A 25,151-nucleotide genomic window follows, 5' to 3' on the forward strand; every position below is an offset into this window, starting at 1 on the left:
TTGCTAGTATTTTAAGGAAAATAGTTATACAATAATTATACAAAAATTAAAGGGGATAGGCCGATGAACTATCTATTGGATCGCAGCAAATTATTTATATTTCTGATTTTGATATTCTCGATTATTGGAGCCTACACATTTCTAACCTTGCCCCAGCGCGAAATTCCTGAGACGCCATCAAGTTTGGTTTTAGTATCGACCATTCTTCCGGGTGCGGGACCGGAAGAAGTGGAGACATCGATCACCAATCCATTGGAACGTGAAATCCAGAGAGTCGATGGCATCGCGTCAATGCAGTCGGTTTCCGCCAATTCAGCATCCATCATTACATTGGAAATTGAGGATGGTGAAAATCCAGATGAGTTGATTAACAGCATTCAACAGCAGGCAAGTACTGCGGCTTCGGGATTTCCTGATACTGCACAGGCACCTTCAGTTGAAACCTTGGATCTGACCTTCCCATTAGTATCGTATATGTTTTATGGGGACGAAGAAGAACTGGCAAATATGGAAAATGCCTTGTCTAATTTATCGGAAGATGTGGAAGCGGTTTCTGGGGTTGCTGGAACGACTGTCAAAGGCTTGAATACGCAGCAAGTCTTGGTTGAGTTGAACAGTGAAGAACTGGCTGCCAATAACCTTCAGCCATTCGAAGTGTTGGAATCGCTCCAGCAGGCCAATCAGCCCTTGTCGCTCGGAACTCATAATAACGGCAACGAACAAGTCAGCTTGACCGTTCAGCAAAACGAAGGCATCGCAAAGCTGGAGCAGCTGCAAGTGGGAGGCGCTGCTATTCCGCTGGCAGATGTGGCAACGATTGAAACGGTGGACCAGGAAACGACAGACATTGTCACGTTTGAAGGGGAGCGCGCGATTTCCTATACGGTCTTCTTGCAGACAGAGCAAGATGTTCCCTCGGTAGATGACAATGTTTCTGAAGTGATTGAGGCATTTACCGAAACTTTGCCTGCCGGCGTGCAAGCAGAAAAATACGAGTCGCAGGCTGATAACGTCAATGCCATTTTCAACAGTTTGTATGTGTCCTTGGCCATTGCAGTGTTGGCTGTCCTCATCGTCACCACGGCCGGCTTGACTTTATATGGTTCTTTTGCGGTTGCGTTGACGGTGCTGGCTTCGGTGCTGATTGGAATGATTCCGATTCCGTTCTTGGGCGTCGACTTGAATCAGATTTCGGTTATAGGGCTGATCATTGCCATCGGGATTTTGGTTGATGACAGCATTGTGGTCAACGACAATATTCAGCGGCGCTACAAATTAGGAGATTCGCCGCGCAATGGAGCCGTTAATGGTGTCCGTGAAGTGTATCCATCAATTATTTCTTCAAGTTTGGCAATCATCGTGACATTTTCGCCTTTGCTGCTGTTGTCAGGAGGAAACGGAGCCTTTATCAAAGCATTGCCAAGTATTCTGATTACCACGATCTTGGCTTCTACGGTGCTGTCGATTACGCTGGTACCGATGATGCAGTATTTAAAAACAAAACGAAAAGCGAAAAAAATTTCAGACACACCCGGATTTTTAGGAAAGCCGCTTGAAAAGCTGGCCTTGTTTTATTCCAATAAAGTGCTGCGTGGTGTATTGAAACGACCGGTTTTTGTGGGAGTTGGCGGTTTGTTGATATCGACAGGTTTGTTATCGCTGGCGCTGTTCACACCGTTTGAGTTTTTCCCGGCAGCAGACCGGGAGGAAGTGACGATGGATGTCCGTCTCGCAGAAGGCACAACCATCGAAGAAACCGATGCATTTCTTGCTGATTTGACCGAACAGGTGGTATCGGAAGATGAGGATGTGGCTGAAATAGCCATCTTTACCGGTGAAGGTTTGCCAAGCTTGTTCTCTGCTTCAATGGACAACACAGGAGGCAATACGGGACAGGTGGCATTCCGCATTGATCGCGAAAATACCACAGCTGCCGACTTTATCAGCAAATGGCAGCCAGAGTTGCGCGAGCGTTTCCCTGAAGCGGAAATCTTCCTGGAGACAATTGTCCAGGGGCCGCCTGTTGGTGCTCCTGTAACCGTAGCGATTAAAGGTGAAGACATCAACCAACTGGAATCGCTGCGTGACCGGTTGAAAGAACAGATGCTTGAAAACGGAGCCGATATTGTCGCTGACAACTTGGGAGATCCAGTACCCGCTATTGAATACGTGCCGAATCAGGATGCGCTGCAGGAAAACACAATAGCGCTCAGCACGGTGACCAATCAGCTTCAGCTGTTGACCCAGGGCGTGCCCTTGTACACGATTTATGAGGGGCAAATGCCATACGATGTGTCTTTGAAACAATCAGGGATTGTCGATGGTGAACCAATCGACTTGTCTCAGTTCAATGTACCGTCACTTTCTGAACAAGGACCGCCTCAATTGGTTCCAATGAATGAATTGCTGACGGAAGAAGAAACAACACGTTTGGCTCAAATTCCACATCAAGAAGGAAACCGTTCCATTACACTGCGTGCATTTGGTGAAGTGGATGATTTTGAAAATAAGATGCTGGACCTAGTGGATGCTGAACGTGCGTCGTTGCCAGAAGGCTATGAATTATCGACAGGCGGCGAAAACTCGGATCAGGAAGCATTTTTTGCCGAGATTGGCGTGCTCTTCCTAGTCGTTTTGCTGCTGGTTTATCTGGTTATTGCTTTCCAATTTAAATCGTTCAGCCTGCCATTTTTGGTACTGATCGCTGTGTATCTAGGGATTTCGGGTGCAATTCTTGGCTTATTCCTTACACAGACGCCATTAAGCTTCCTGGGTGTCATGGGGATCGTTTCCCTGACAGGGATTGTTGTACGAAATGCAGTCGTTCTCATCGACTTTGTGGAAACACGCCGTTTATCAGGAGACTTTGATATCAATGAAGCGATCGTGGAATCAGGCTACGCCCGCATCAAGCCGATCCTTCTGACATCGATTACATCAATCATTGCCCTGGTACCAGTTGCTTTGTCAGGCGATCCGCTATTTGAACCGCTGGCTGTGACAATTATTGCCGGATTGACGTTCTCCAGTTTGTTCACATTGGTGATGATTCCGGCGTTGTACCTGGTGTTTTACCGGGTGAATCGCCGTAGAAACAGAGTTGCAGAATAATCAGGAACTGCGCAGCTTATTGGCTGCGCAGTTTTTATTTGAATGGATGAGTATTCGAAAAGTGAGCGGGTAAGCAATAAAGTAAAGATGATTGGAGGAGAGGGGTATGGAGGAAATCCAACAGAAGAATGCAAAAGAGGATATTGCGAAAGGCCCTTTCCTGGCAGTTTTAATGGCTGGTGTTTTTATCGCCATTCTCAATCAAACTTTATTGGCAACGGCTTTGCCGCATATTATGGATGACCTGAGTATTACCGCTAACACGGCACAATGGCTGACAACCGTCTTTATGCTGGTCAATGGGGTGATGATTCCGATTACTGCCTTTTTAATTGGCAAGTTTACAACGCGAAACCTATTTTTTGTGGCGATGGGTTTATTTGCGACGGGCACGATTATTTGTGCCTTTGCTCCTGGATTCTCAGTACTTATGGTTGGGCGGATTGTGCAAGCTGCAGGGGCGGGCATCATGATGCCGTTGACACAGACAGTACTGTTCATCATTTTCCCTGTGGAAAAACGTGGACAGGCGATGGGCTTGTTCGGTTTGGTCATTTCCTTTGCTCCCGCAATCGGGCCTACGTTATCAGGCTGGATTGTAGGGCAATACCCATGGCGTGCCTTGTTTTATATCGTTATCCCAATTGCGTTGCTGGATCTTATTCTGGCTTACTTTTTCTTAAAAAATGTCACAAAGCAAACTTTCCCCACGCTGGATATTTTATCGATTGTTTTTTCTACACTAGGGTTTGGAGGAATTCTTTACGGTTTTTCGAGTGCAGGTTCACTCGGGTGGGACAGTCCGGCTGTGGCAATTTCTATAGTGGTTGGTGTTGGTTCACTGGTATTCTTTATCCGCCGCCAGTTCCGATTGGATGAACCAATCTTGGAATTTCGAGTTTTTTCTTATGGAATCTTTACCTTGTCTACAGTGCTCAGTGTCATCGTTTTTATTTCCATGATCGGCAGCGCTACGATTCTGCCGATTTATATGCAGAACATGCACGGCTTTACGGCCCTTGAATCCGGCTTGATGCTGCTTCCAGGAGCTATCATAATGGGCTTGATGAATCCGATTACCGGCCGTATTTTCGATAAGATTGGCGCCAAATGGCTGTCCATTGTTGGCTTGTCGATTGTTACAGTCTCCACTTTCCAGTTTACGGTGTTGACTGCGACCACTTCTTTTCTTTACTTGACCGTTATGCATGCGGTCCGCATGTTTGGTGTGGCCATGGTGATGATGCCGGTGACGACGGCAGGACTCAATCAATTGCCGGAACGGCTGATTCCGCATGGCACTGCAATGAGCAATACGATGAGGCAAGTATCAGGATCAATCGGCACCGCGCTTTTGGTGACCATTATGACCAGCACCGCGCTTGATCCGGAACAATACGGAGTTCAAGGATTGATTCGCGGCGTCAATATCTCGTTTATGGTTGTGGGGGTTTTAAGTGTAGTTGGAGTAGTTTTGGCTTTTTTCCTTAGGAAAGCCGATCCGGAAAACGAAAAGGAAAGATAAAGCCCGGTATAACGGGTTGTAGGACTTATGTATGCGTTATCATTTTGTCACACGATAGCCATTTACTTCTATCAACAGATTTGGTAAGATGTCTGACGACAGTAGATTTAAACAATTTATTTGCTTAATTTTCTGATAAAAAATATACCAATGAGGTGAAGTTGTGAATTTATTGTGGGGCATCTTTGGCGTATTCGTTGTTCTTGGAATCGCCTTCCTATTATCAAGCGGCAAGAAGTCTATTAAGCCACGGACAATTCTCGGCGGACTAGCCATCCAAATTACGTTTGCATTTATGGTATTGGAATGGGACTTCGGCAGACAGCTTTTGTTGGGGCTTTCAAATCTAGTCCAGAACGTCATTGATTACGCAGGTGAAGGGATCGCTTTTGTATTTGGCCCAGCGGCTGATACGCAGAATTTCGGTTTCGTCTTTGCTTTCCAAGTATTGACGATCATCATTTTCTTCTCTTCATTGATTTCAGTTCTTTATTACCTAGGTATTATGCAAATCATCATCAAACTTCTGGGAGGCGCATTATCGAAGCTTCTGGGAACGAGCAAAGCAGAATCGATTTCAGCAGCGGCGAACATTTTCGTCGGCCAGACGGAAGCGCCGCTTGTTGTGCGTCCGTTTATCGCGGGAATGACCAAATCTGAATTGTTTGCCGTAATGACAGGGGGGCTCGCTTCAGTTGCTGGTTCTACCTTGGCGGGTTACGCACTTCTCGGCGTACCGCTTGAATATTTGCTGGCTGCAAGCTTCATGGCTGCACCAGCTGGTTTGATCATGGCGAAAATGATGATGCCGGAAACAGAAGTGGTTGAAGAAAAAGAGTTCGTGATGGAAAAAGACCAAACATCGGTCAACGTTGTGGACGCGGCGGCACGTGGTGCATCTGACGGCCTGCAACTGGCGTTGAATGTTGGTGCGATGCTTCTTGCATTTATCGCATTGATTGCCTTATTGAACGGTGTGCTTGGTGGAATTAGTGGATTCTTTGGCTTTGAAGGATTGACCATCCAAAGCATATTGGGTGTCATCTTTGCACCGCTTGCTTGGGCGATTGGTGTTCCTTGGGCCGAAGCGGTGCAAGCCGGCAGTTTCATCGGACAAAAACTAGTACTTAACGAATTTGTTGCGTACACAGCCTTTGCTCCAGAAATTGAAAACTTATCACCTAAAACAGTTATCGTGATCAGCTTTGCCCTTTGTGGATTTGCCAACTTAAGCTCATTGGCTATTCTGCTTGGCGGTCTTGGTGCTATGGCGCCTAGCCGTCGTCCGGATATCGCCCGCCTCGGCATTCGCGCCGTTGCGGCAGGGATGCTCGCTTCACTATTGAGTGCAGCTATTGCCGGAATGTTCGTCTAAACTTTATATTATTGAGAGATCTGCAGTTGCTGCAGGTCTCTTTTTTGATTTTAATGCTTTCCGCTTGCGGAAAGCGGGGCACATTGGGGTTTCGGCTAGAGAGTGAAGCCGGCAAAGTGGTCATGGAGCAAGATGGACGCGGCTTATGCACGCTTGATTTGAAATACGCACGTTTAGAGCTGGTTATGCACGTTCAGAAATTTTTATGCACGGTTAAGAGAGACTTATGCACGTTCAATGAAAAATATGCACGCTCACTTCAGTAAATCCCATGAACGCAAAAAACCTCACACCTTAGTGGAGGTTTTGCCGATTTACTCCCACAAATGATAAGAGCAAGTTTTTAAGTCGCCAACTTTCTTCAGGTTCAGCTGGCTTAGCAACCTTGTGGCAACTGCCCTGGATTCCAAACCGCAAAACTCACGGAATTTTCGATTGGAGATCTCCGGCTCTATAAATGTGAAGTATTCCCGAATAGCCAACAGATGCGCGGAAGCGTCGCGAATACTGCATTTTTTGCAGAGCCAGCTCCGCTTGTCGCGCTGCATCGAAAGCGCCTTGCAATTTTGGCAATAAACACCGGGCTGCAAATCTTTCGGATCAATGAAATAGTACACGCACAAAGGGGATTGTTTATAAGGGGTTTGATTGGCCATAATCATTTTTTTGATTTTAGCCAATTTGATGTTTTCAGCTTCTAGGGGGAAAGCTTGCAGAATCCGTAAGAGGTATTCGACCATTTGGTAGGTTTTACAGATAGGAGCACGATGCGGTTTGGATGCGAATTCGCAATCTTTGGCAGTAAAGACGATCAGGCCGGATACTGGGAGATTGATTTTTTTCGTTTTAAAGAAGTGTGTCAAAAAACGGATGTGCTTGTTCAACTGGACTCTAGGGTCTTCCATGACAGTCTTTTCTCCAGCTGAATTAATACGGAAAAATTCGCTCGTCTTATCATCGAAGTGGAGTTGCCCATTGATGTTTTTGGACTCGATGATGATGGCGCATCGTTCCGTGAGCAAGAGACCATCCATTTGAACGGGCCAGGTGCCGATTTTCAAACTGACGTCCCACAGGATCTGGAATTCTTCCTCCGAATAAAATTCATCGAATTTCTTCTGCAGCCGGCTTTCACCTCTTTTTCCGGCAGCGGTCCAGTGCAGCTCCCGTTCAAGAAAGGTTCGCTGCGGGTGCTGTTCGTCGAGTCGCACCAGAAGCAATTCCAATGCTTCCGCCCGGGCTAATGGGTCTAGTTTTCTTTCGATATGAATCCCTCCTTTTTAAAATTAATAGAATTATAGCACTCCGCCTTTCTGCGTGGCTATTTTATTTTAGGGACTCATGAAAAATCTGATTACCGGCTTTTCGCAGGCGAAAAGCGATCAGTTTCGTCATTTTCAGTCGTTCAACAATTTTTTCAGTCGTTCGCGGCCAGCACAACTGCTTATCAAGCATATCCCCTTGACAGCGCCTTCTTTTTGGATTACACTCCTATCTTGGCTTACCTATTTCGATAGGCAGAGCGGGTAGGGAGAGGGCTAATTTAATAGAAGGTTATGACTATGTTTAATTGGATGGATCAATTTTTTGGTCTTCAGGAGAACGGCACAACGGTCAAACGCGAAATCACAGCGGGCTTGGTTGGCTTTTTTACGGTGGTTTATATTATCGCCGTCAATTCCCTAATTTTGTCGGAAGCGGGCATGCCGATTGAAGCAGCAATTGTTGCAACCATTGCGGCGTCGGTGTTCGGCTGCTTGCTTATGGGATTTTGGGGCAATGTTCCGATCTTGCTGGTTCCTGGTATGGGAATCAACGCTTTGTTTTCCTACACGATGGTCCAGTCGATGGGCTTGTCTTGGCAGGAAGCACTGGCAGTTGTTTTTGTTTCCGGAGTGATTTTTGTAGCGGTGGCATTTACACGCTTTGCAAAAATATTGAGCGCAGCGGTACCGCATTCATTGAAGGAAGCAATTACAGTTGGCTTGGGCTTGTTCCTCATGCTGATCGGCCTTGAAAAAGGTGGGATCGTCGAGCGCGGGACGAGTTCGATCCTGGCACTGGGTTCGCTTGCAGAAGCGCAAGTGCTGGCGACGGTGCTGACGTTTCTGATTGCGATTGTTCTGTTTATCCGCAACGTGCCGGGGAATTTCCTTATTACGATTGTGGTGGGAACAGCCATCGCTTCATTTTTCGGATTGATTGATTTCGGCAGTATGAACGAGTCGTCGATCAATGCGGCGGAAGCCTTTGCAGTGTTCGGGGCATTGTCCTTTGGCAATATTTTGTCCATGACATTTTGGGTGGCCGTCTTTTCGCTGACGATGGTGTTGGTGTTTGAAAACATCGGGCTTGTCCACGGGCAAGTGGCATTTATTGAGCGTCCCGAGAAGTTCGGCCGCGCTTTCCAAGCGACTTCTGTGTCTGCGATGACTTCTGGCGTTTTTGGAACCAGCCCAACAGTGGCAACGGTCGAAAGTGCAGCGGGCATGACAGCAGGCGGACGGACCGGATTGACGACCATTACAGCGGGACTTTTGTTTCTGGTCGCATCATTCTTCATTCCGGTAATCAAACTGATTCCGGACAGCGCAATTGCGCCGATCTTGATTATTATTGGGGGTTTGATGCTGCAAAATATCAAAAACCTGGATATGAAGGATATGACGGAAAGCTTTCCGGCTTTGCTGATTGTGGCGCTCATCCCGTTTACGTACAGCATTGCGGACGGCATCGCCATCGGGTTCATTTTGTATCCGATTTTGAAGGTCGCCACCGGCAGAGCGCGTGAAGTTTCACCGATTTTGTATGTAATCTCAGGCTTGTTCCTGGCGAATTTCGTATTTCATTATTTAAGCTAAAGGCGATAAACAGAAACGCATTTGCTGAGGCAAGTGCGTTTTTTTCTATGGCGGTGTACAATAAAGGCAAGAAGATCCAAAAGGAGCGGATAAAGATGAAATACACCAAATCCAAAATGGAACAGTTGGTCAGCGATCACCCGGACTTGAAAAAACGGTTGAAAGTGCTAATGAAAGAAATGGAGCTTGAAAAAGGCTTCGCGCTAAAAGCGCTTTACCATTCAGAAGTGACGGACAATGGACCTTACCAGAAAGATTATCAGGACTTGGATTGGGAATAAAAACACAAAAACTCTCTCAATATAAATTGAGAGAGTTTTTTATGTTAAAAATTTTGTTTGTCGAGCCATTCCTGCCAGTAGTTGACGTCGCTTCCCAAGTACCAGCGGTTGCCTTCAACTTGTTCGTAATCGACTCCGAGGCCTCCGAGAATAAAATGCATTTCTGGATTGGCTTTCGATAGCGCATCAATATACTCATTTGCAACTGGCAGCATTTTGCGCGTCGTGATGGACATGCACATTAACTTGAAATTTTGCTTGCTGACCATTTCTTCTAGGCCTTCAAGAGGCGTGTCCGGTCCAATATAAACGACGGAAAAGCCATTCTCCCGCAGGAATAGGGTGAACAGCAGCAAGCCGAGCTGATGCTGTTCACCACTTGGGCTAAGGGCTATAACTTTCGGCAGCTTTGGAGAAGTTGGAAAGATGCGGAAAAATTGGTTAAAACGCTGGTGAACAATGTGTGTAATCATGTGTTCATGCGCAACGCTGATAACGCCGTTTTCCCATGCTTCTCCAATACGGACCATCAACGGTGCGATAATATGGAAAAAGACTGTTTGATGGTGGAATAAAGAAAAATGAAGGTCCAACAAATAGTTGAAGCGCTCAGTATCCATTTCGGCGGCAGCCTGGAAAAGTTGATTTATTTGTTCATCATATTCCAGCGCTTTTTTTTGCGGCTGTTCTGCATTTGGTATGATGAATTGTTTGCGTGAAGCGTGAAGCTTTTTTACGGCTTCGCTAATTTTCATGCCATTGTCCTGAACTTGTATTTTTAGCCATTTTAAATCTTCCAGATTTTGATCCGAATACAGGCGGTGTCCAGATTCCGTTCGGGCGGGAGTGATTGCGCTGTAGCGCGTTTCCCAGGAACGGATTGTCACTTTCGGCATATCTAAGATTTTGGCAGCTGCCTTAATATTATACATAGCATTACCTTCATTCTATAGATTTATGGTATTTGTTGTACAAATATTATACAACGTAGAATCAAACGCGTAAAGCTACAGACAATATTCTACAAAAAGGACAAAAAAAACAGGTTCTCCTAAGAGAACCCGCCACTTACTTGCCTATTGAATCAAATAGTTGCAGAAGCTTTTGCGGCACGTGAACGCTGCCAAGCAACTGTAATAAACATGGTTACCATCAACATAATGAGGCCCAAAATAAATGGATACACAATATTGATATCGTAGAGAACACCTGCAAGCAAGGGACCAATCACATTTCCGATGCTCATATAGGCGTTGTTCATGCCCATGGCAAAGCCGACTTCACCGTCAGCCATTTTCGAAATCAAGGTATTGAGGACAGGGCGCAAAATAGAAGTGGCCAAGAAAATGACCAAGGATACGGCAAAGAACATCGCATAGCTTCCGGCAAACAAAGACATCAGGAAGCCGAATGCTGCAACACCCAAGAAAGCAATTAGAATAGTCACTTCTCCGTAGCGGCGAACAATCCGGTCAACGATAAACAATTGGACAATCACACTGACGACTCCTGTTGCGGTAATCATAAAGGCAATGTCTTTTGCCGTTGAGTCAAACTGATTGTCTAAATACAGGCCTACTACAGATTCATAAGCCAGCAAACCAAAACTCATGACGAGTGTAATAATCAATGGAATGAAATATGGCATCTTAGTAGAACGACCAATTTTGACAAGCATCGATTCTTCATCCGTTAATTTGGCAGCCAATTCAGGATTAGCTTCTGTTGCATCGTGTTCTTTCAACCAGATGATTGAAAAGAGAACGGCACCTAAAGAAACAAGTGCTGACACGAGGAAGGGCAACTTTAATCCATAATCAGCTAAAAATCCACCGATTCCGGGTCCGACAACGATTCCGAGAGACATAGCGGCTGACACCAGGCTGGTACCTTTTGCACGTTGGTCAAACGTTGTGATATCTGCAATATAGGCGAAAATCGCAGGAATCAACATAGCAGCTCCAACTCCGCCAATGACGCGCGATAAATACAAGATCCAAATTGAGTCAGAAGCATAGAAAACGAACATGGAAATGGTCAACCCAAGCAATCCGTAAATAATCATTTTTCGGCGGCCGTGTTGATCGGCCCATTTGCCGGCAACTGGCGAGAAAATGAATTGGGCAGCAGCGAAAATGGCAATCATTAAGCCTGCTGCCATACCGCCTTGATTGATGGATTCCAGATAAGAAGGCAGAATCGGAATAACAATTCCGAAGCTGGCGATGGCGATGAACATATTGATCATCAGAATGGAAATTTTCTTTTTTTGGTCAGCAGACATAAGGTAAATCCTCTTTTCTTCTATAATATGTATCCGAATTTATTTTCTTCAGCTTTTCTATATTATTTGAGCAAAAACCTCTTGTCAACGGAACAGACTTGATATATTTTCCAACTTTTGGTTGTTAATTAGGTGCATGAACCCAGCAACAAAAATTGGGGTAAATGAAAAACCTTTTTGATTGCAAGAAAAATGGTTTGGACTAGTGAATAACTGTCTTAGATTGTTGCAGGGATGTGAAAGGAAGAGGATAAAAGCGGCTATTCCAGAGTCGCGTCAATTTTGGAGCAAAGCGGAATAAGATATAATAAATGTACAGGCTAACAAACTAGAGCCTCCGAAAGGTGATAAAGGTGGAAAATAAACTTCATCGTATTAAAGCCATTGAATTACAGAACCGGGTCGTCTCCGCTGACGAAGCGGCGTCTTGGATCAAAGACGGAATGACACTTGGATTAAGCGGATTTACACGTGCGGGAGATGCTAAAGCAATTCCATATGCATTGGTTCGCCGTGCGGAAACAGAACAGTTTAAAGTGAATGTATTTACAGGCGCTTCTTTAGGCTCAGATGTGGATAAATTGATGGCTGAAGCCGGAATCGTCCACAAGCGTTTGCCATTCCAGGCAGAACCGGCTATGCGCAAAAAAATTAATAGTGGCGATATGCTATTTGTTGACCATCACTTGTCTCAGACGGCAGAATGGGTTCGGGCAGGCGTCACTGAACCGATTGATTTTGCTGTGATCGAGGCTTTGGAGATCACTGAAGACGGGATGATCATCCCAACGACTTCAGTCGGAAATTCTTCAGTTTTCGTCACGCACGCCAAAAACGTTATAATCGAAATTAATCTTGCGCAGCCCCAGTTGTTTAGAGGAGTACACGATATTTATGAACCTGGAAAGCAAGGACAGCGGTCACCAATCCCGTTGACACGTGTCAATGACCGCATCGGGACCATCGGAATACCGGTCGATCCAGAGAAAGTCAGAGGAATCGTCTTTACCTCGCAGGAGGATTCCCCTTCGACAATCCAGCAGCCGGATGCTGAAACTGAAGTGATAGCTGATCATTTATTGAGTTTCTTGCGTTCGGAAGTAGCATCTGGGCGGTTGACCAATCAGCTTGCTCCGCTGCAATCGGGAATTGGTTCAGTAGCGAACGCAGTTTTACACGGGCTCGTCGATTCGGAATTTCATGATTTGGAAGTATATTCAGAAGTGCTCCAGGATGCCGTTTTCGATTTGATTGATGCCGGGAAAGTGAAGTTCGCTTCTGCATCTTCCATTACCTTGTCGAAAGAAAGAATGAAAAAAGTATTCGGCAACTTTCAAGAATACCGCGACAAAATCATCTTGCGCCCACAGGAAATCACCAACCACCCTGGCTTGGTTCGCCGGCTCGGCCTGATTTCCATTAACACGGCATTGGAATTTGATATTTACGGCAATGTGAATTCCACCCATGTGTCCGGCACTAAAATGATGAATGGAATCGGCGGTTCTGGAGATTTTGCCCGAAATGCACGGTTGTCGATCTTCGTTACCAAATCGATTGCCAAAGATGGGATCATCTCCAGTATCGTGCCATTTGCTTCGCATGTGGACCATACCGAACATGATGTCGATATCGTTGTGACCGAACAGGGGTATGCAGATTTGCGTGGACTTGCTCCACGTGAGCGCGTCGAGTTAATTATTGAAAACTGTATGCATCCGATGTACCGCGACCAAATGCGACGCTATTATGATGAAGCTTTGCTGCGCGGCGGCCAAACACCGCATGTGCTCGAAAAAGCTTTTTCCTGGCATACTAACTTGGCGAATAACGGCACGATGCAGCTAAAAGAAGAAAGTACTCAAACCAGTCCTGCTTAAAGGGCTGGTTTTTCTAATGAAAGAAAAGCTTTTCATGTATAATTGAAACATTGAGTTGAAGCAGGAGGGTTATCATGGAAAGTTTTACATTGGGTTCACTGCTAAATGTCATGGGGGAACTGTTCTCCGATGAAATTTCGATTGCTGTGACAAACACGAAAGAGTATATTTATTACCGCCCAAGCAAGCGAGTGGATTTAAAAATTAAGGCAGGGGATCCGGTAAAGCCCGGAACCATTGCCCACAAAGCGTTAACAGCAAATCAGAAAACATCGGAATTTATCAATCGGGAACTTTTTGGCGTTCCTTATCATGGCATGGCGGTGCCATTTGACCATGAGGGTGAATTGCAAGGATGTGTTATGGCAATCTACCCCGCATTCACGGAAGGGAAGTCGGTGGTCACCGTGAAAAGTCCGGATGGCTGGAAGCCGATTCCTTTTGCTGAAGTGAAGTACTTGGAAGTAAAAGACCGCAAAACCCATGTTCACGCAGGAGGCTACTCAGGAACAAATAAAAACTCTCTTCAGGAATTTGAATTTCTGTTGCCGCGCGAATCGTTTATCCGGTGCCACCGCTCATTTATTGTCAACGTCAATCATATAGAAGAAATCTACCCCGATACACACTCAACATTCGTACTGGCCATGAACAATGGAGAACGAATCCCTGTCAGCCAATCCTATTCAAGCTATTTTAGAAAACTTTTAGGGTTCTAAAGAAAAGCGAAAGCGGCCGTGTAGCTCTGCCGGGCATAAGACGCATTAATAAAGCGGCGATAAGTCGCAACAAGCGCTGAAAGATGCGCTTTTTTGTGTTTTTTTCAAAAAAATGCTGCTTGAGACAGTCTTTTCTCTGCTTCGCGGATGTAAACGCTTTTCCGCTCTGTAAACCTCAATTCCGAAATAGAATAAGTTAAAATTATCTAATAATTAAAAGATGATAGATGATGAGTAGTCTCACCCTTTTTAAGCAGAATGTGATTTTCTATTGAGCAACCATTCATGAAAACGCTTTATTAATAAAGGTGAACTGTCAAACTAACTTCGGAAGAGAGTGATAAAGATGGAAAAGAAACTTGAACGCATTAAAGCGAAACAGTTGCAGAATCGTGTAACGACACCAGAAGAAGCAGCTTCATGGATAGAGGACGGCATGACACTTGGGCTTAGCGGATTTACACGTGCCGGAGATGTGAAAGCGGTCCCTTTCGCATTGGTGCAACGTGCGGAAAATGAAAGTTTTAAAGTAAATGTGTTTACAGGCGCTTCTTTAGGGTCAGATATCGACCGGTTATTTGCAGAAGCCGGAATCGTCAACAAACGTTTGCCATTTCAGGCTGAACCGGCTATGCGAAATAAAATCAACTCTGGCGAAATGCTGTTTGTGGATCACCATTTATCGCATACGGCAGAATGGATTCGTACGGGCGTCACTGAAGAAATTGATTTTGCGATTGTAGAAGCTTTGTCTATCACAGAAGATGGCATGATCATTCCAACAACTTCTGTCGGAAACTCAGCTATTTTTGCCAAACATGCTAAAAACATCATTGTTGAAATCAATCTGTCTCAGCCTGAACTATTTGAAGGCCTGCATGACATCTATGACATGGGTAAACAAGGTGAACGTTCACCGATTCCATTAACGGCAGTTGATCAGCGCATCGGCACCATCGGAATTCCAATTGACATGGAAAAAGTCAGAGGGATTGTATTTACTGAACAATTGGATTCACCTTCGAATATCGTACCGCCGGATGAAGAAACAAAAATCATGGCAGATCACCTGCTTGAATTTTTACGTTCAGAAATTCGTGCTGGGCGGTTGACCGAGAAATTGGCTCCGTTGCAATCAGGCATTGGATCTGTCGCGAATGCAGTATTGCACGGCATGGTCGATTCAGAATTTAAAGATTTAGAAGTGTACTCGGAAGTGCTGCAAGACTCTGTCTTTGATTTGATTGATGCCGGAAAAGTGAATTTTGCATCTTGCTGCTCAATCACTTTATCCGAACCAAAAATGAAGCAGGTTTTCGGTGAATTTGAAAACTACCGCAACAAAATCATTATGCGCCCACAGGAAATTTCCAATCACCCTGAAATCATTCGTCGACTCGGCTTGATTTCAATCAATACGGCTTTGGAATTCGATATGTACGGCAATGTAAACTCGACGCATGTATCCGGCACAAAAATGATGAACGGCATCGGCGGTTCCGGTGATTTTGCACGAAATGCCCGTCTGGCAATTTTCGTTACGAAATCGATTGCTAAAGGCGGCAATATTTCGAGTGTAGTCCCGTTTGTTTCCCATGTTGACCACACTGAACACGACGTAGATGTAGTCGTAACCGAGCAGGGCTACGCAGACCTTCGTGGACTGGCACCGCGTGAGCGCGTAGAAGTCATCCTGGCAAACTGTGTTCACCCAACGTACCGCGCGCAACTTCGTGAATACTACGATGAAGCTTTAACACGCGGCGGCCAAACACCGCATGTGTTGGAAAAAGCTTTCTCATGGCATGCAGACTTGGCTAAAAACGGCACAATGCTCCAGAAAAAAGAACAACTGGTCTAAAGAAAAGCGCAAGCGCCCGTGTAGCTCTGCCGGGCATAAGACAGCCTGGCGGAGCGGCGCTCTTTGCCGCACAGCTGGGTGGTCTTATGACCCAAAGAGCTGGGCGCTGGAGTCTGGACAATAAGAAAAGCGGAAGCGCCCGTGTAAGCTCTGCCGGGCATAAGACAGCCCGGCGGAGCGGCGCTCTTTGCCGCACAGCTGGGTGGTCTTATGACCCAAAGAGCTGGGCGCTGGAGTCTGGACAATCAAGAAAAGTGAAAATACTATATAAGTCAAAAACCAGGCTGCCTTTTTCAGGCTGCCTGGTTTTTCAATTACCGATTTCCATAAACCTCAGAGGTGCTGCGTGTGTACAGTTCAATGATATGGCCGAAAGGATCCTCGGTATAAACTAGATAATGAGGCTTTCCTTTATTAATGTTCCATATCTTGCTTCGCTGTTTGCCGCCATGCTGAACCGCCTTTTCGATTGTATCGATCAAGTCATCGACAATCAGGCAGATATGCATGAATCCAGCATGTGGTGCATAGTGTTCAGCGTGATATGTAGGATCCTGAAATTCAAAAAGTTCAATGCCGACACCACTCGAAGACATCAAATGAACATTGCGCATTTTTTTCAGTGCATCGCCTTGAAGATTTAAAGTCATCGCTTCTGGATTATCATCCGCCGCATCAAAATTGAATGGACCTGCTAAGACGTAGAAGCCGAGGACTTTTTTATACCATTCAATGGCTTTGTCCAAGTCCGGGACGGCGAGCCCCACATGGGTGATAGCGCTCATAACAACCACTCCTTTCTACTTCTCTCTACCCGCAAGAATAATAAATTAAGCAAAAAGTAAAGTTAGACTTTTCTGTCTAAACAAAAATAGTTGTTGTCAAGCGTTATTTTTAGTATTATAATAAGCAATTGTGAAATTTGAAATGAGGGTACTAAAATGAAAAATTCCATCTATGGGTTAACGATAGATCAGTTAAAAGAATGGTTTTTAGAGAACGGCCAGAAAAAGTACCGTGCCGAGCAGGTATGGGACTGGTTGTATATTAAACGTGTCACGGAATTTGCAGAAATGAACAATCTTTCGAAGGATTGCATCCAGTTGCTCGAAGACAACTTTGCCATCCGGACATTGAAAGAAACCGTCAAACAGGAATCAGCGGACGGAACAATCAAGTTCCTTTTCCAAATGCAGGATGGCAACTTGATTGAAACAGTATTGATGCGTTTCAAATACGGGAATTCAGTTTGTGTCACGACACAAGTCGGCTGTAACATCGGCTGCAGTTTTTGCGCCAGCGGACTTTTGAAAAAGAGCCGTGATTTAAACGCGGGCGAAATTGTTGAGCAAATCATGCAAGTACAAGCACATTTTGATACTCAGCAAAAAGAAGAGCGCGTCAGCCATATCGTGGTAATGGGTATTGGCGAACCGTTTGATAACTACACGAACTTGATGGGCTTCCTGAACATCGTCAACTCGCAAAAAGGCTTAGCTATTGGAGCTCGCCACATCACGGTTTCGACAAGCGGCATCGTACCGAAAATTTATGACTATGCGGACGAAGGGTTGCAAGTGAATTTAGCTATTTCGATTCATGCCCCAACCAACGAATTGCGTACACGCATCATGAAAATCAACAAAGCGTATCCAATCGAGAAACTGATGGCTTCCATTGATTACTATTTGGAAAAATCCAACCGCCGCATCACATTTGAATACATTTTATTGCGCGATGTCAACGACCACGTTGAAGAAGCCAATCAATTGGCGAAATTGCTGGAAGACAAGCGTCATCTATCATATGTCAACTTGATCCCGTACAACTCGGTTGATGAGCACGATCAGTATCAGCAAAGCACTCCAGAAGCCATTACGGCTTTCTACGACGCTTTGAAGAAAAAAGGCATCAACTGTGGAGTACGCCACGAGCAAGGCGCCGACATCGATGCAGCTTGCGGACAATTGCGAAGCAAGCAAATCAAAAAAGAGAAAAAAGTAGCAACCGTTTAATAGAACCGAGAAGAGCGTTCCTGGAATTTCAGGAACGCTCTTTTTGTTTTTCATCCTTTAGGTCTTTTTCGGCCGTTTGTAATTTACAGATAATTGTCTATAATTAAAACAACAAAGAGATAAAAGGAGAATGCGGAATGGCAGAGATCAGGATTGAAAAACTGGGAAAACGATATGATAAAGGTACTCTTGCCGTATCGGATTTTAATCTTCATATTCAAGATGAGGAATTCATTGTTTTTGTCGGTCCTTCAGGATGCGGAAAATCTACCACGCTTCGGATGATTGCAGGATTAGAGGAAATATCAGAAGGTGAATTATATATAGATGACAAACTGATGAACGAGGTCGAGCCGAAAGACCGGGATATCGCGATGGTTTTTCAGAACTATGCCTTGTATCCTCATATGACCGTGTCTGAAAATATCGCTTTTGGCTTGAAACTGCGCAAGGTAAAAAAATCTGAGATTAAACGGCTTGTCGATGATGCAGCAGCCATTCTCGGGTTAGAAGATTACTTGGACAGAAAACCGAAAGCCTTGTCAGGCGGACAGAGACAGCGCGTAGCTCTCGGCCGCGCCATCGTTCGCGATGCGAAAGTCTTCTTGATGGATGAGCCGCTGTCTAATTTAGATGCCAAGTTACGCGTGCAGATGCGGGCTGAAATTGTTAAACTGCATAGGCGGCTGAAAACAACCACTATTTATGTAACGCATGACCAAACAGAAGCCATGACGATGGCTACCCGTATCGTCATCATGAAAGACGGGTTGATTCAGCAGGTCGGTTCGCCAAAAGAAGTCTATGATTTTCCGGAAACCCGCTTTGTGGGTGGTTTTATCGGCTCTCCTGCCATGAACTTCTTTGAGGGAAAAATCGATCAAGGTACTTATATAATGGGCGACAAAGTACTGGATATCCCGGCACCGATAATGGCCACGCTGAAGAGTGAAGGCTACGAAGGCAAGTCGGTGACGTTGGGAATCCGTCCAGAGCATATTCACGTCAACAATGAAGATTTGTCAGGTATTCCGGCAAGTGAGTTTGAAGCGGTTATTACGGTTGCTGAATTGACAGGGGCTGAAACCATTCTGCACGCGGTATACGCGGAGCAGGAATTTATTGCACGTGTTGAAGCTGCGACCACCATTGAGCCCGGAGATACCGCTACGCTTGCATTTGATATGGCCCATGCCCATTTCTTTGATGAAGAAACGGGAAATCGCATAAAAGCTATAGAATTATCAGAAACTATGATATAGTAATTTCGAAAACTTAAATAAAAACACCACTAGGGGAGCCGGATATCGGCTGAGACGAGCATAAACTCGGACCCTTTGAACCTGATCTGGATCATACCAGCGGAGGGAAGTGGCGACCGTCTGCTATTTCCTTTATCGACTGCATACGCCGCTTCCCTTTACTGGGAAGCGGCGTTTTTATTTTGTCCAAAAAGAAAGGGAGATGGGAATATGACATTTTGTAAAGAAGCGAGAAAAGAATGCAACAGTCTGTGGCAGGCAAGCTTTGATCATCCATTCGTCAAAGGAATTGAAGATGGGACATTGCCGATCGATGTTTTTCGTTTTTATGTAATGCAGGACGCTTATTATTTATCGCATTTTGCCAAAGTGCAGGCCCTGGGAGCATCCAAAGCAACAGATTTAGAAACCACCCAGCGTTTTGCCGTTCATTCTGCGCATACGTGCAGTGCCGAAATGGCGCTCCACGAATCATTCATGGAGCTGCTTGAAGTCACAGAAGCAGACTGGACTGCCTTTGAGCCTTCGCCGTCTGCTTATGCTTACGTATCGCATATGTACCGTGCGTCGGCTGGTGACTTGGCCGATGTGCTGGCCGCTATTTTGCCCTGCTATTGGCTTTACTACGAGATTGGGGAACGCCTGAAGAACGCCAAGCCAGATCATCCGATTTATGACCGGTGGATTGAAACATATGGCTCCGAGGAATTTGGGGCGCTTGTCAATGAACAGATTGCCCGCATGGATCAATTGGCGGAAGGACTGCCGGAAGAACGCCGAAAAGAGTTGAAAAGCCATTTCCACAAGAGCAGTTATTACGAGTGGAACTTTTGGGACCAGGCATGGCGAAAAGAATGCTGGTCTATAGATGCTAGTGAAAAGGCAGGTGTATAAAATGATTCATCAGATCAAAAGAAAAACCCCGATTATCCACTGTATCACCAATCATGTGGTATCCAATTTTCAAGCGAACGGCTTACTGGCCATTGGTGCTTCGCCGATCATGGGAGAGGCACCGGAAGAAGCCGCAGAGCTCGCTGCTTTGTCGCAAGCCTTGTCATTGAACATCGGAACGCTGCATGCAGAGTCGCTGAAAAGCATGTTGATTGCTGGGGCGACTGCTAATCGGCTTGGAATTCCAGTAGTGCTGGATCCAGTGGGGGCAGGAGCGAGCCTCTTTCGGAAAGAGACTGTCCGCAAAATTTTGGATGCAGTTGACGTCAGCGTCCTTCGCTGCAATGCAGGAGAGCTTGCAGCTATAGCAGGTGAACAGTGGCAGTCCAAAGGAGTAGATGCCGGAGAGGGGCTTCTAGACGTCAGAGAACTGGCCATCTCGACTGCAAAAAAACTGGGCTTGCTGGTCGCAGTTACAGGAAAGACGGATGTTGTTACTGATGGAAAATCAACAGAAGAAATCCCTTTCGGCGACCCGATCATGGCTTCCATCACAGGAACGGGTTGCTTATTGAGCAGTGTGGTTGCTGCAGGAATGGCCGTTGAATCTGAAGATCCTTTGAAAACAGTTAGCCGCATGCTGCAGTTTTATGCAATTGCCGGTGAACGGGCTGCTAAACTTGCGGCACTTCCAGGTGATTTTCAGCTGGCTTTTATCAATCAGCTGGCCACCTTGACCGACGATAAAGTAAAAGAACAAATCTATTTGCAGGAGGGAAGGCTATGACTAAGATTCCGCAAACTTTGACGATTGCTGGATCTGATTCAGGTGGGGGTGCGGGGATCCAGGCTGATCTGAAAACCTTTCAAGAGCTGGGTGTTTATGGAACTTCTGTCATCACGGCAGTGACCGCACAAAATACAACAGGTGTCGCTGCTATTTATCCGATGTCCAAGGAAGCGGTGCGCGAACAGCTAAAAGCAGTGGGCAGCGATTTTGAAATTGCGGCGTTAAAAACAGGCATGTTGTTTGATCCTGGAATTATAAAAGAAACGGCTGCTGCCATCCGGCAGTTTAGTTGGCATAAGCTAGTTGTAGATCCGGTCATGATTGCCAAGGGAGGTGCCAGTTTATTGCAGCAGGAGGCGGTGGAAGCACTTAAAGTTCATCTATTGCCGTTGGCGTTTCTGGTTACCCCAAACATTCCAGAGGCGCAGGCACTGACAGGGATCTCCATTACAGACCCTGCCAGCAGGCACCTGGCAGCACAGCAGATTTTGTCCATGGGTGCAGAGGCAGTTGTTATTAAAGGTGGACACGGTAGGGATCCAAAGTACGCAGAAGATTATTTCCTGCATGCCAATGGGGAATCGGTGCTGTATCGTTCTACCCGCATTGCAACGGTGCAGACGCATGGTACTGGCTGTACATTTGCCGCAGCTTTGACCGCGGAACTCGCTAAAGGCCAAGAACTGCCGGAAGCAATTTTCATTGCAAAACAATTTATCCAAGCAGCGCTTAGGGTGCCGCTAAATATTGGAGCTGGCCACGGACCAACTAATCACGCTGCATATAAAGCAGCGATAGCAAGCCACGAAGGAGTGGAAAGCATTGAAGTTTTCCGATAAAGCAGCAATTTATTTTATAATGGGATCAAAGAATTCGGGAATACGAAATCCTCTTAAAGTATTGGAGGAGGCATTGGAAGGGGGCATTAGCTACTTTCAGCTGCGTGAAAAAGGGGAAGGCGCTTTAACAGGTACCGATTTGCTTGAATTTGCTTCGAGCTGCCAGCAATTATGCCGCGGCTATGGTGTCCCGTTTATCGTAAATGACCTTGTCGATCTGGCATTGCAAATCGATGCTGATGGTGTTCACATTGGACAGGATGATGCAGAAGCTGGGCAGGTCCGACAAAAGATTGGGAAAGAAAAGATTTTAGGTGTCTCTGTCCACTCGATAAAAGAAGCTCAATTAGCTGCAGAAGCCGGCGCAGACTATATTGGAATGGGTCCGATTTTCGGTACTACTTCAAAAGCGGATGCAAAAAGGCCAGCTGGCGTTAAAGAAATTCAGGCGGTTGCAACAGCGTTTCCGTTATTGCCAATTGTGGGCATCGGGGGCATCAAGCCTGAAAATGTGACACAAGTATGGGAGGCAGGCGTTGCGGGAGTTGCCGTTATTTCTGCAATCTCAGAAGCACAGGATATTGCACAGCAGATTGCCGCGCTGCAGCCCCAAAGTAAAGTAGGTGACGGGAAATGAACACGAAAAAACTAGTTATTATGGCAATGTTCGTTGCCATTGGAGTAGCAGGCTCTGCTTTTGTTTATTTTCCTGCGGGTGTTGCCCGTGCCTATCCTCTTCAGCATGCGATCAACGTACTGGCAGCAGTTTTTTTTGGACCGGGTCCGGCTGTGATGATCGCTTTTTTGACAGGAGTCGTTAGAGTGCTTACAGGAACCGGCTCTCTTTTAGCTTTTCCTGGGGGAATGATTGGGGCTTTACTTGCGGGAATCCTGTACGCTAGATTCGGCAAAGTCTGGTTTGCTGCTATAGGAGAAGTTTTAGGAACTGGGATCATTGCCTCATTAGTGGCCGTTCCTTATGCGCGGCTTTTTCTTGGGACAGAGTTTGGAGCGCTATTTTTTGTCCCTCCATTTTTCATCTCCAGTCTGGCTGGGGCCATATTAGGAACGGTCGTGGCAGCCCGTCTCGCAAGAGTGGAAACCTTAAAAGCATAACAAAAAATTACGGGATTTTCTGGAAGGTGTTTATAAATTCTTAATTGCGGGGAAACAGTGCAATATAGACTTTTAAAAAGGGAGTGGACAGAATATGGTAAAAATTGCAGTTGAACATCCATTTACGTCAGTACGCGAAGCTTTAGAGAAAAAAGGGTATCAAGCAGATATGCTGGAAGAAAAATCAGATTCTACGGATTATGACGTCATCGTCGTGCGCGATCAGGCAGATTTGGCTGATTACCACATGAGCGTTTCACTTGTTGAAGCTAAAGGCCGTACATTATATGAAATCGTAGAAGAAGTAGAAGAACGTCTTGTACGTGGCGGTAAAATTCAAGCGCCACAGCCTACAGAAGCTGAACGCAAAGACCATCACAGCGGTGGAGGCGGCGGATTCTTGGCCGGTGCAGCGACTGGTGCAGTAATCGGTGCAGCAGCCGGGCTTTTGTTTGCACCAAAGAGCGGCAAAGAGCTTCAAGAAATCGTCAAAGAAAAAGCTGCCAGTGTCAAAGAGCATGACGATGACAGCTCTGGTGGAGCAATGGATCAAGTAAAAGAAAAAGCTAATCAGCTGAAGGACAAAACTAGCGGCATTACAGATAAAGCCAAAGATAAAGCTGATGAGTTAAAAGCGAAACGTGTAGAAAAGCAAGAAGAAAAAGAAATCAAGAAACAAGAAAAAGTGATCGAAAAAGAAGTAAAAGAGCAAGAAAAAGCTGAAAAAGAACATGAAAAAGCTGAAAAAGCAATTGAGAAAGAAATCAAAAAAGCCGATAAAGAAGCTGAAAAAGAAAAAGGCGGCATCGAAGTTGTTGAATTGGGTGACGCATCTGTCGAAAAAGACAGCACTGGCAGCGTAACGGTTAAAGCTGAAGATAAAAACAAAAAGTAATATAGTATAAAAAAGGTGTCTGCCGTGTATTTGGCAGACACCTTTTTGTATTGGAAGCAAACTTCACTGCAGTATGCCAGTCAGAGCTACACGGGCTTTTCCGCTTTTCTTTATTCCGAGGCGACTTTGTCTATAGGGTCATGAGGTGTCGGTTCGGGTACACGGGATAGGACCGCTAGACCAATGACAAATAATATGACAAGGCTGAATACACCCATGCTTGAGTTACCGGTTACTTGTGAAGTGATGGCCACAAGCAGAGGCCCCGTGATGGCGGCGAACTTGCCGAAAATGTTGTAAAAGCCAAAAAATTCATTGGAATTTTCTTTAGGAACAAGTTTGCCGAAATACGAACGGCTGAGTGCTTGGATTCCGCCTTGACTGGTTGCCACAAGCATAGCCAAAATCCAAAAATCCGTAATCGTTTCCAAAAAGAAGGCATAAATACAAACGACAATGTACACACAAATTCCAACGTAGAGCATCTTCTTGCCAGTAAACCGATTAGCCAAGCGGCCGTAAAGGAGAGCAAATGGAGCGGCGACTACTTGGGTAACAAACAGCACGATCAACAGATTGGTTGCACTCAATCCCAAATCAGTACCGTACGCAGTCGATAAGGAAATAATTGTGCCTACACCATCAATATAAAAGAAGTAGGCAATCAGGAACAAGAACAAGGAACGATATTGACGGATTTCCCTGATGGTTTTCCCAAGGCGCTTAAAGCTTTGGTAAACGGGATTGGGTTCTCGATCAATGTAGTAAATTTGCTTGACATGGCGAAACATCGGCAGTGAAAAGCAAGCCCACCAAACTGCTGTAATCAAAAAGGCAATTCGGCTCGCAGTAGTAACAGAAATTGGCAGTACGCCATTTTGAGCGAGCAAGATAATCGCAATAGAAATAATAAATGGAATGGTTGAACCGATATAGCCGAGTCCATAACCAAAAGCGGAGACACTGTTCATCCGTTTTTCCGTCGTGACATCTACAATAAAGGCATCATAAAATAAATTGGCACCAGTTGCGCCAAGTGCTGCAAAAACATAACAAATTAGCATCAGCAACCAATCATCGCTTGGTACAAAAGCTAATAGAGCTGTAGAAATAGTACCGAGAAGGAAGAAGGCCGTAAAAAACTTTTTCTTCATTCCTTCGTAATCTGCAATGGTTCCTAAGATAGGTCCGATCATAGCCAAAATAAATGTGAAAATAGCAATTGTATACCCTAAATAGGCTGTTGAATCCGATAAACTGACGCCAGCTTCCGTTGCCGATGCTTTATAATAAATAGGGAAAACTGCGGTTGTGATGATAATCGAATAAGCAGAATTTCCCCAATCGTACAAAGCCCAGCTTTTTTCTTCTTTTGTAAACTTTTTCATAGCTCTACCCCCTGTGTCCCGCTTGAAGCAGCAGTTAATCAACCGGCACTTAATG

22 protein-coding genes and 1 riboswitch are annotated in these 25,151 nt (G+C 45.5%); of the genes, 17 read left to right on the forward strand and 5 right to left on the reverse strand.

The features are described from left to right. Positions 1-63: 63 nt before the first annotated feature. The 4 genes from AC4EHK_RS01755 to AC4EHK_RS01770 all read left to right on the forward strand — a co-directional run bounded on the left by AC4EHK_RS01755 (position 64) and on the right by AC4EHK_RS01770 (position 6,277). Positions 64-3,111, forward strand: coding sequence for an efflux RND transporter permease subunit (locus tag AC4EHK_RS01755; protein ID WP_490977078.1), 3,048 nt, complete (start codon positions 64-66; stop codon positions 3,109-3,111). Between the two features lie 106 nt (positions 3,112-3,217). After that, positions 3,218-4,636, forward strand: coding sequence for a DHA2 family efflux MFS transporter permease subunit (locus AC4EHK_RS01760; RefSeq protein ID WP_490977079.1), 1,419 nt, complete (start codon positions 3,218-3,220; stop codon positions 4,634-4,636). Between the two features lie 163 nt (positions 4,637-4,799). Then, entirely contained in the window at positions 4,800-6,011 is a 1,212-nt protein-coding gene (locus AC4EHK_RS01765; protein ID WP_490977080.1) for a NupC/NupG family nucleoside CNT transporter, read from the forward strand. A 44-nt stretch (positions 6,012-6,055) separates the two neighbouring features. Next, a complete protein-coding gene (locus tag AC4EHK_RS01770; protein ID WP_490977081.1) occupies positions 6,056-6,277 on the forward strand; it encodes a hypothetical protein in 222 nt (73 codons plus the stop codon). A gap of 48 nt (positions 6,278-6,325) precedes the next feature. Here the strand turns inward: AC4EHK_RS01770 and AC4EHK_RS01775 are convergent, their stop codons facing one another. Continuing rightward, positions 6,326-7,237: a nuclease-related domain-containing protein gene (locus AC4EHK_RS01775; RefSeq protein WP_490977082.1), complete on the reverse strand. Its 912-nt coding sequence runs from the start codon at positions 7,235-7,237 to the stop codon at positions 6,326-6,328. Positions 7,238-7,573: 336 nt separating this feature from the next. On the opposite strand from AC4EHK_RS01775, the gene AC4EHK_RS01780 reads away from it, so the two are divergent. Further along, positions 7,574-8,872 carry an NCS2 family permease gene (locus AC4EHK_RS01780; RefSeq protein ID WP_490977083.1) on the forward strand — a complete coding sequence of 433 codons (1,299 nt, stop codon included), beginning with the start codon at positions 7,574-7,576 and terminating at the stop codon, positions 8,870-8,872. Positions 8,873-8,967: 95 nt separating this feature from the next. After that, complete coding sequence (locus AC4EHK_RS01785; RefSeq protein ID WP_038705039.1) at positions 8,968-9,153, forward strand: hypothetical protein; 186 nt, start codon at positions 8,968-8,970, stop codon at positions 9,151-9,153. 44 nt (positions 9,154-9,197) lie between these two features. On the opposite strand, the gene AC4EHK_RS01790 is transcribed toward AC4EHK_RS01785, so the two are convergent. Together AC4EHK_RS01790 and AC4EHK_RS01795 are read right to left on the reverse strand one after the other, a co-directional pair. Further along, positions 9,198-10,085, reverse strand: a complete 888-nt coding sequence (locus AC4EHK_RS01790) for a MerR family transcriptional regulator (protein ID WP_490977084.1) — start codon at positions 10,083-10,085, stop codon at positions 9,198-9,200. 152 nt (positions 10,086-10,237) lie between these two features. Beyond that, positions 10,238-11,437, reverse strand: coding sequence for an MFS transporter (locus AC4EHK_RS01795; protein WP_490977085.1), 1,200 nt, complete (start codon positions 11,435-11,437; stop codon positions 10,238-10,240). 353 nt (positions 11,438-11,790) lie between these two features. Between AC4EHK_RS01795 and scpC (AC4EHK_RS01800) the strand changes: the two genes are divergently transcribed. The 3 genes from scpC (AC4EHK_RS01800) (at position 11,791) to scpC (AC4EHK_RS01810) (ending at position 15,897) form a co-directional block, all read left to right on the forward strand. Further along, on the forward strand, positions 11,791-13,317 hold the full coding sequence (gene scpC, locus AC4EHK_RS01800; RefSeq protein WP_490977086.1) for a succinyl-CoA:acetate CoA-transferase ScpC: 1,527 nt from the start codon (positions 11,791-11,793) through the stop codon (positions 13,315-13,317). A gap of 74 nt (positions 13,318-13,391) precedes the next feature. Continuing rightward, positions 13,392-14,036 (forward strand): LytTR family DNA-binding domain-containing protein, encoded by a 645-nt coding sequence (locus AC4EHK_RS01805; RefSeq protein WP_490977087.1) that lies wholly within the window; start codon positions 13,392-13,394, stop codon positions 14,034-14,036. A gap of 346 nt (positions 14,037-14,382) precedes the next feature. Continuing rightward, positions 14,383-15,897 carry a succinyl-CoA:acetate CoA-transferase ScpC gene (scpC, locus tag AC4EHK_RS01810; protein ID WP_490977088.1) on the forward strand — a complete coding sequence of 505 codons (1,515 nt, stop codon included), beginning with the start codon at positions 14,383-14,385 and terminating at the stop codon, positions 15,895-15,897. Between the two features lie 314 nt (positions 15,898-16,211). Here the strand turns inward: scpC (AC4EHK_RS01810) and AC4EHK_RS01815 are convergent, their stop codons facing one another. Further along, complete coding sequence (locus tag AC4EHK_RS01815; protein WP_490977089.1) at positions 16,212-16,682, reverse strand: VOC family protein; 471 nt, start codon at positions 16,680-16,682, stop codon at positions 16,212-16,214. A gap of 156 nt (positions 16,683-16,838) precedes the next feature. On the opposite strand from AC4EHK_RS01815, the gene rlmN reads away from it, so the two are divergent. From rlmN to AC4EHK_RS01855, 8 genes are all read left to right on the forward strand, one after another. Next, complete coding sequence (rlmN, locus tag AC4EHK_RS01820) at positions 16,839-17,912, forward strand: dual-specificity RNA methyltransferase RlmN (protein ID WP_142826765.1); 1,074 nt, start codon at positions 16,839-16,841, stop codon at positions 17,910-17,912. A gap of 137 nt (positions 17,913-18,049) precedes the next feature. Further along, positions 18,050-19,174, forward strand: coding sequence for an ABC transporter ATP-binding protein (locus tag AC4EHK_RS01825; protein WP_490977090.1), 1,125 nt, complete (start codon positions 18,050-18,052; stop codon positions 19,172-19,174). 21 nt (positions 19,175-19,195) lie between these two features. Then, positions 19,196-19,299, forward strand: a riboswitch (TPP riboswitch). 85 nt (positions 19,300-19,384) lie between these two features. Next, positions 19,385-20,068 carry a thiaminase II gene (gene tenA / locus AC4EHK_RS01830; protein WP_490977091.1) on the forward strand — a complete coding sequence of 228 codons (684 nt, stop codon included), beginning with the start codon at positions 19,385-19,387 and terminating at the stop codon, positions 20,066-20,068. A 1-nt stretch (position 20,069) separates the two neighbouring features. After that, entirely contained in the window at positions 20,070-20,855 is a 786-nt protein-coding gene (gene thiM / locus AC4EHK_RS01835; RefSeq protein WP_490977092.1) for a hydroxyethylthiazole kinase, read from the forward strand. After that, positions 20,852-21,697: a bifunctional hydroxymethylpyrimidine kinase/phosphomethylpyrimidine kinase gene (gene thiD, locus AC4EHK_RS01840; protein WP_490977093.1), complete on the forward strand. Its 846-nt coding sequence runs from the start codon at positions 20,852-20,854 to the stop codon at positions 21,695-21,697. The genes thiM and thiD overlap by 4 nt, the downstream gene beginning before the upstream one ends. A 19-nt stretch (positions 21,698-21,716) precedes the next feature. Then, positions 21,717-22,334 carry a thiamine phosphate synthase gene (gene thiE, locus AC4EHK_RS01845; protein WP_490977912.1) on the forward strand — a complete coding sequence of 206 codons (618 nt, stop codon included), beginning with the start codon at positions 21,717-21,719 and terminating at the stop codon, positions 22,332-22,334. Next, positions 22,331-22,813, forward strand: coding sequence for an energy coupling factor transporter S component ThiW (gene thiW / locus AC4EHK_RS01850; protein WP_490977094.1), 483 nt, complete (start codon positions 22,331-22,333; stop codon positions 22,811-22,813). Before thiE ends, thiW begins: the two co-directional genes overlap by 4 nt. Positions 22,814-22,907: 94 nt before the next feature. After that, the gene (locus AC4EHK_RS01855) at positions 22,908-23,708 is read left to right on the forward strand and encodes a YkuS family protein (protein WP_490977095.1); all 801 of its coding nucleotides are present in this window, start codon (positions 22,908-22,910) and stop codon (positions 23,706-23,708) included. Positions 23,709-23,818: 110 nt separating this feature from the next. Here AC4EHK_RS01855 and AC4EHK_RS01860 read toward each other — a convergent pair whose 3' ends face one another. After that, the gene (locus AC4EHK_RS01860; protein WP_490977096.1) at positions 23,819-25,096 is read right to left on the reverse strand and encodes an MFS transporter; all 1,278 of its coding nucleotides are present in this window, start codon (positions 25,094-25,096) and stop codon (positions 23,819-23,821) included. Positions 25,097-25,151: the final 55 nt, after the last annotated feature.

It is taken from the genome of Planococcus sp. TJ-307 (genome assembly GCF_058268435.1).